This window comes from Mycobacterium sp. E1715, assembly GCF_001667625.1.
Classification (GTDB): Bacteria; Actinomycetota; Actinomycetes; order Mycobacteriales; family Mycobacteriaceae; genus Mycobacterium.
Window position 1 is genome coordinate 1 of the sequence record NZ_LZJJ01000327.1, and the last position, 527, is coordinate 527.

1 protein-coding gene is annotated in these 527 nt (G+C 69.6%); it reads left to right on the forward strand.

Annotated elements, in window-relative coordinates:
• A partial coding sequence (locus A9X03_RS16850) for an AMP-binding protein (protein ID WP_156746578.1) occupies positions 1-527 on the forward strand: 527 nt, incomplete at both ends.

The following is a 527-nucleotide window of genomic DNA, read 5'->3' on the forward strand; positions in this document are numbered from 1 at the left end:
CCGCCCCGGCACCCGATGACGTCGCGCACCTCATTTACACCTCGGGCACGACCGGGGTGCCCAAAGGGGTGGCGGTCACCCATGCCAATGTGACCCGCTTGTTCGACGGCCTGCAGGTGGGTATCGGGTTGGGATGCGAGCAGGTGTGGGCCCAATGCCATTCGTATGCGTTCGACTTCTCGGTGTGGGAGATCTGGGGTGCCCTGCTTTCTGGTGGGCGGTTGGTGGTGGTGCCCGAGGAGCTGACCCGCTCCCCCGACGAGCTGCACGCACTGCTGATCAGCGAAGGCGTGACCGTCTTGAGCCACACCCCCTCGGCGCTGGCCGCGCTGTCGCCGACCGGACTGGATCAGGTGGCGTTGATGGCCGCCGGGGAGGCCTGTCCCCCCGAGGTCCTCGCACGCTGGGCGCCCGGGCGGGTGATGGTCAACGGTTACGGCCCCACCGAAACCACCGTCTACGCCACCATCAGCGCCCCACTGACCGCGGGCTCGGGCCCGGTGCCCATCGGGCTGCCGGTGCCCGGG